Here is a 6126-nt window from a genome sequence, read left to right on the forward strand (position 1 = left end):
CGTGAACGCCCCGGGCCTCGGCACGGATCGCCCCGGCTCGCCGCTGCCCGACGACGTCGCGTTCCCCGAGAGCGCGTGGGTGTGGGAGTTCAACTACCGCGGGTCGCTCGAGTTCCTGCATCAGGCGCGGGCTCAGGAGGCCCCGCGTGGTCTGCATGTGGTCGACGGCTGGCGGTACTTCATCCATGGCTGGTCGCAGGTCGTCGCCGACGTGTTCGAGATCGACCTCACCCCCGAGATCGTCGAACGGCTCGCCGAGGCTGCCGAAGCGGTGCGCTGATGCCGGTCGTGCGCACGGTGCTCGGCGACATCGACCCCGCGCAGCTCGGAGCGACGAACTATCACGAGCACCTCTTCCAGATCTCGCCGCTGCTGGTGGGCGACGAGCTCGACGACGAAGACCTCTCCGGGCAGGAGGCCGCCCTGCTGAAGGCCAGCGGCTTCGCGGCGATGGTGGATGCGACCCCGTTCGGGCTCGGGCGAGACCCCGAGGGGGTCGCACGCATCAGCGCCGGCACCGGGATGCACGTCGTCGCGACCACCGGCCGCCACCGCGAGGCGCACTACGGCGACGACCACCCGATGCACGCGTGGAGCACCGAGCGTCTGACCGCGCTGTTCGTCGCCGAGGTGACGCGCGGGATGCCCGTCGACGACGCGCTGGTGTTCGAGACGCCCGACGTGGCCCGTGCAACGGCTCCCGATGGCATGCCCGTGCGCGCCGGCATGCTNNTTCTGCACCGCCGCGCACGAGGTGCTCGACCTGCTCGAGGCCGAGGGCGTCGCATCCGATCGCGTCGTGCTCGCGCACGCCGACCGCGATCCGGACTCGGGTCTGCACGCCTCGCTCGCCGAGCGCGGTGCCTACCTCGGATACGACGGTGTCGCCCGGCCGCGCACCCGGTCGGATGCCGAGCTGCTCGCCCTCACCGAGAAGGTCGTCGCCCTGGGCGCGGTCGATCGGGTGCTGCTCGGCGGCGACGTCGCCCGCCGCACCCGGTACCTCGCCTACGGGGGCATGCCCGGCCTCGCCTACCTCGGCGAGCGCTACCTGCCCCGACTGCGGTCTGCGGTCGGCGACGACGCGGTAGAGCGGATGCTGGTCGCCAACCCGGCGCGCCTGCTCACCCTGTCGCCCTGATCCCGCATCGCCTGCCCCGCATCCCGTACCCCGCATCCCGTACCCCGCATCCCGCATCCCGCATCCACCCCGAGGAGCCCTCATGGCCGAGCCGACCATCCTGCACGCCGTGTTCACCGCACGCCCCGAGAAGGGCGACGAGGTCGCCGCACTGCTCCGCGATTTCGCCGAGGCCGTGCGAGCCGAAGAGGGCAACGTCGTGTTCGATGCGACGCGCCTCGTCGATGACCCCGACCGGTTCTTCGTCTACGAGGTCTATCGCGACGAGGCGGCCTTCCAGGCGCACATCGCAGCCCCGGCCGGTGTGCCGTTCAACGAGGCGCTGCAGCAGCTGATCGTCGAACCGTCGTCGATCCTCACCTTCCTTCGCCGGATCTGACGGCGCGCTCCCCTCCCCGGCATCCGCCCCTCACACCTGCATGCCCAGAACACACCTGCATGCCCAGAACACACCTGCATGCCGATTCCGCGCGTCTGGGCCTGCATCCGTGATCTGAGCACGCACCTGTGCACGGATGCCTCACCCGCACCCCTCCCGCATCCCCCCCCACACCTGCATGCCCCTCACACCTGCATGCCAGCACGCCGATTGCGGGCGTATGGGCCTGCATCCGTGATCTGAGCATGCACCTGTGCACGGATGCCGCCAGCCCCCAACCACCCGGCACACAGAAAGCCCCGGGCACGCAGAAGCCCCCCGCCCGAAGGCGAGGGGCTTCCGTCGATCTCAGCGCATCACTCGTAGAGGACGGCCGCGATCTTCTCATCGTCGAGGTTGGTGCTGTCGTACCAGTACGAACCGGTGTCGTAGAACTCCTCGACATCCTCGCCGTTGGCTGCGTCGTAGGCCGCCTGCACGACCTGCGCGCCGATGCCGATCGGGTCCTGCGTGATGGCGCCCGCCATCGTGCCGTCCTTGATCGCGTTGATCTGGGCAGCTCCCGAGTCGAAGCCGACGATCGTGATCTTGCCCTTCTCGAGACCGAGCTCGTTCACGGCGTTCACGACGCCGATGGCCGAACCCTCGTTGGTGCCGTAGATGCCCTTGAGGTCGGGGTGGGCGGCGATCAGCGTCTTGGCGATGTCGGCCGACTTCAGGTGGTCGCCGTCGCCGTACTGGATGTCGACGATGTCGATGTCGGGGAAGTCCGCCTCGATCTTCTCGACGAATCCGTCACGACGCTCGACACCGGTCGAGTTGATGTTCGAGTGACCGACGATGGCGACCTCGCCCTCGCCTCCGATCAGCTCGGCCATGTGCTCTGCCGCCAGCGCGCCTGCGACCTTGCTGTCGGTCGCCGAGAGGCTGAGTCCGACGTCTCCGTCGCACGGTGCGTCGAAGTAGACGACCGGGATGTCCTTCGACTTCGCCTGCTCGAGCGGGGCGACGCACGCCTCGGGGTCGAGGGCGGCGTAGGCGATGGCATCCGGGTTCTTGTCGATCGCGGTGGTGAGCATCTCGAGCTGCTGGGCGATCTCGGTCTCGGCGGCCGGACCCTCGAACGTGATCTTCACGCCGAGCTCGTCTGCCTTCTCCTGAGCGCCCTGCTTGACTGCCTGCCAGAACTGGTGCTGGAAGCCCTTCGAGACGAGCGCGATGTACATCTCGCCGTCGCCGCTTGCTCCGTCGCCGCCGCTGCCCTCTTCGATGACGTCACCGCCGCCTGCGCAGCCCGCGAAGACGAGGGCGGATGCGGCCACGAGTGCCGCGAATGCGGTCTTCTTGCCGAATTTCATGGAAACTCCATTGTTCTCTGTGTGGTGGTGGGGGGTGTAGATCTGTGGGTCAGGTGCGCTGGCGGTTGCGCAGCGAGTCGAGGAACACAGCCAGCAGCACGACGATGCCGACGACGATGTTCTGCCATTCGGACTGGATCGACATGATGCGCAGGCCGTTGACGAGAACGCTCATGATGAGCGCGCCGATCACGGTGCCGAGGATCGATCCACGTCCGCCGAGCAGCGACGTGCCGCCGATGATGACCGCGGCGATCGCCTGCAGCTCGTAGCCGGTTCCGATCTGCGGCTGCGCCGAGTCGAGGCGGGCGGCGATCACGATGCCCGCGATGCCGGTGAATGCTCCCGCGAACATGTAGATGAGGATCGTCCAGCGGCGGGTGTTCACACCCGACAGGCGGGTGGCCTCTTCGTTCGAGCCGATCGCGAAGGTGTAGCGACCGAGCAGCGTCTTCGACAGCACCAGCCAGGCGATGATCGCGGCCACCGCGGTGATCAGCACGGCGTTCGGGATGCCGGGGATGATCACGCCGAGCGCGATCTTCTTGAAGTCGGGGGCCGACGTCGAGAAGTAGATCGGCGAGACGTTCGAGATGACCAGGGCGAGACCACCGGCGATCATCATCATCGCGAGGGTCGCGATGAACGGAGGCAGCCGGAGGAACGTGATGTTGATGCCGTTCACGAGTCCCATCAGCACACCGGTGAGCACGCCGCCGATGACGCCGACCCAGACCGGGAGTCCCATGTTCGTCACGAACACACCGGTCATCACGGCGCAGAGCGCCATGCCGGTTCCGATCGAGAGGTCGATGCCGCCGGTGATGATGACGAACGTCGTGCCGAGGGCGAGGATGCCGATGACCGCGGTCGACAGCAGCACCGTGGCGATGTTGCTGAAGGTGAAGAAGTTCGGGCTGGCGATCGAGAAGAAGATCACCAGGACGATCAGTGTGCCGAACGCGAGCGACTGCTGCAGCTGACGGCGGAGGAACCCGCCGAAGTCGCGCTTGTCTGTGTTCTCGTCGACTGCCGTCTGGATGATCGTCGTCGTCGACGATCCGGGCTGCTGTGGGGTGCTCATCAGTCTTCCTCCCCGTGGGCTGCGAGTTGCATGATCTTCTCCTGGCTGGCTTCCTCGTTGCGGAGCGTCCCGGTGATGCGACCGTTCGCGAAGACCGCGATGCGGTTCGCGACGCGGAGGATCTCCGGCAGTTCCGACGAGATGACGATGATGGACTTGCCCTGGTCAGCGAGCTGCTGCATCAGGCGGTAGATCTCTTCCTTGGCGCCGACGTCGATCCCTCGGGTCGGCTCGTCGAAGATGAGGATGTCGCAGTCGCGCATCAGCCACCGGGCGATGACGACCTTCTGCTGGTTCCCTCCCGAGAGCAGCTTCACGACCTGGTTCACCGAGGGCGTCTTGACCCTCAGCTGCTGGACGTACTCCTTGGTGCGGTTCTTCGCCTTGGCGTCGCCCATCCAGCCGATGCCGTTGGCGTACGACCCGAGGGAGGCGAGCACCGTGTTGAACGTCACGTCCTGCTCGAGCATCAGGCCCAGCAGCTTGCGGTCCTCCGAGAGGTAGCCGAGGCCGTGCTTCACGGCATCCGCCGGCTGTCCGATGCGCACCGGGTCGCCGCCGATCGCGATCGTGCCGCCGTCGCGGTGGTCGGCGCCGATGATCGCCCTCGCGGTCTCGGTGCGGCCTGCGCCCATGAGGCCGGCGAAGCCGAGGATCTCGCCCTTGTGCAGCTGGAACGACACGTCCTTCAGCAGGTTCTTGGTCGAGAGCCCCTGCACGTCGAGCACGATCGGGTCGTTGATGTGATCTCGGGCCTGCGGGCGGGTTCCCTCGTCGATCACGCGGCCGACCATCATCTCGATGATCTTGGGGACACTGACCTCTGATTTCTCCAGTGATCCGATGTATGTGCCGTCTCGGAGCACGGTGACCCGGTCGGCGAGGCGCCTCAGCTCGTCCATGCGGTGCGAGATGTAGACGATGCCGGTTCCCGAGGTCCGCAGCTGCTCGATCAGCAGGAAGAGGGTCTCGGTCTCGGAGTCGGTGAGTGCGGATGTCGGCTCATCCATGATGAGCACCTTGGCGTTGAACGAGAGCGCCTTGGCGATCTCGACCATCTGCTGCTCGGCCACCGTGAGCTCGCCGACGAGCTGTCGCGGATTCACCCGGATGCCGAGGCGCTGCAGCAGTTCTGCGGTCTGCGCGTTGAGCTTGCGCTCCGACAGGAACGGCCCCGTGGTGGGCTCGCGGCCCACGAAGATGTTCTGCGCGACAGTGAGATCCGGCATCAGGTTGAGCTCCTGATGGATGATCGTGATCCCGAGCTGCTGCGCCTGCAGGGGGCTGGTGAGTTCGACCTCCTGGCCCTCGAACGTGATCGTGCCCTCGTCCTTGGTGTAGATCCCCGAGAGGATCTTCATGAGGGTCGACTTGCCTGCGCCGTTCTCGCCCACGAGCACCAGCACCTCACCCGCACGCACCTCGAGGTGCACGTCCTTGAGCGCCTGCACACCGGGGAATCCCTTGCTGATCCCCTCCACTCTGAGAATGGGGTCACTCATGTGCTCACCTGCTTCCTTGAAGGTCTTCTGCAGTATTCCGGTCGGGTCCGGAAACATCGGATCAATTCTGCGGCCTGCGCCCTGCCCTGCGCAAGTTGTATCTAAATGTAACTAAGAGTCATCGGGAAAGGAAGACCTGTAATAACAAGTTGGCAACAGGTCTGCCGATCGGCGTTCGACCCCGCTCAGTGCAGCCGGATCGAGTCCACGGCGACGAGCTTGTCGCGGATGTAGGCATTGGCGTGCGCGCCCAGCTCGACATTGTCGGTCCAGAGGTTGCGCCAGATGCCGAGCATGCGGCTGAGGTCGGGTGCGACCACGGCCGATGAGAAGGACTCGAACACGATCGGTCCGTTGTAGCCGATGCGGCCGAGCGCCTTGAAGAAGGTGTCGAAGTCGACGGTGCCGGTGCCGAGGTAGCCGCGGTGGCTCTCGCCGATGTGCACGTACCGCAGGGCGGGAGCGGCATCGAGCACCGGCGCGAACATATCCGACTCCTCGATGTTCATGTGGTACGTGTCGAGGTGGATGCCGAGGTTCGGTCGCTGCACCTCGTCGAGGTAGGCGAGCGCCTGGCGTGCGGTGTTCAGCACGTTGGTCTCGTAGCGGTTGACGACCTCGAGCGACACCGAGATTCCGCGCCCGGCAGCGCGGTCGGCGAC

At 66.3% G+C, this 6126-nt stretch carries 6 protein-coding genes and 2 pseudogenes; 4 read left to right on the forward strand and 4 right to left on the reverse strand.

Annotation, left to right across the window (positions count from 1 at the left end; genetic code table 11):
- From J7E68_RS05030 to J7E68_RS05040, 4 genes and pseudogenes are all read left to right on the forward strand, one after another.
- Nucleotides 1–280: pseudogene (locus J7E68_RS05030) on the forward strand (shikimate dehydrogenase); the annotation flags it as partial.
- Nucleotides 280–585, forward strand: a pseudogene (locus J7E68_RS19610) (aryldialkylphosphatase); the annotation flags it as partial. The pseudogenes J7E68_RS05030 and J7E68_RS19610, both read left to right, overlap by 1 nt.
- Before the next feature lie 169 nt (nt 586–754).
- Nucleotides 755–1141: a hypothetical protein gene (locus tag J7E68_RS19615; RefSeq protein WP_311416361.1), complete on the forward strand. Its 387-nt coding sequence runs from the start codon at nt 755–757 to the stop codon at nt 1139–1141.
- 82 nt (nt 1142–1223) lie between these two features.
- Nucleotides 1224–1520: a putative quinol monooxygenase gene (locus J7E68_RS05040; protein WP_215170442.1), complete on the forward strand. Its 297-nt coding sequence runs from the start codon at nt 1224–1226 to the stop codon at nt 1518–1520.
- A 356-nt stretch (nt 1521–1876) separates the two neighbouring features.
- On the opposite strand, the gene J7E68_RS05045 is transcribed toward J7E68_RS05040, so the two are convergent.
- The 4 genes from J7E68_RS05045 to J7E68_RS05060 all read right to left on the reverse strand — a co-directional run.
- Complete coding sequence (locus J7E68_RS05045; protein ID WP_215170443.1) at nt 1877–2878, reverse strand: ABC transporter substrate-binding protein; 1002 nt, start codon at nt 2876–2878, stop codon at nt 1877–1879.
- Nucleotides 2879–2927: 49 nt separating this feature from the next.
- Nucleotides 2928–3962, reverse strand: a complete 1035-nt coding sequence (locus tag J7E68_RS05050) for an ABC transporter permease (RefSeq protein ID WP_215170445.1) — start codon at nt 3960–3962, stop codon at nt 2928–2930.
- Entirely contained in the window at nt 3962–5464 is a 1503-nt protein-coding gene (locus J7E68_RS05055; RefSeq protein ID WP_215170447.1) for a sugar ABC transporter ATP-binding protein, read from the reverse strand. The genes J7E68_RS05050 and J7E68_RS05055 overlap by 1 nt, the downstream gene beginning before the upstream one ends.
- Before the next feature lie 185 nt (nt 5465–5649).
- A partial coding sequence (locus tag J7E68_RS05060) for a sugar phosphate isomerase/epimerase family protein (protein ID WP_215170449.1) occupies nt 5650–6126 on the reverse strand: 477 nt, incomplete at its 5' end.

The organism is Microbacterium sp. ISL-103 (assembly GCF_018613995.1).
GTDB lineage: Bacteria > Actinomycetota > Actinomycetes > Actinomycetales > Microbacteriaceae > Microbacterium.

Coding starts and splice junctions, on each gene's coding strand:
- J7E68_RS05040 (WP_215170442.1), top strand. CDS start 1,224: ATGGCCGAGCCGACCATCCTGCACGCCGTGTTCACCGCACGCCCCGAG.
- J7E68_RS05050 (WP_215170445.1), bottom strand. CDS start 3,962: ATGAGCACCCCACAGCAGCCCGGATCGTCGACGACGACGATCATCCAG.
- J7E68_RS05045 (WP_215170443.1), bottom strand. CDS start 2,878: ATGAAATTCGGCAAGAAGACCGCATTCGCGGCACTCGTGGCCGCATCC.
- J7E68_RS05055 (WP_215170447.1), bottom strand. CDS start 5,464: ATGAGTGACCCCATTCTCAGAGTGGAGGGGATCAGCAAGGGATTCCCC.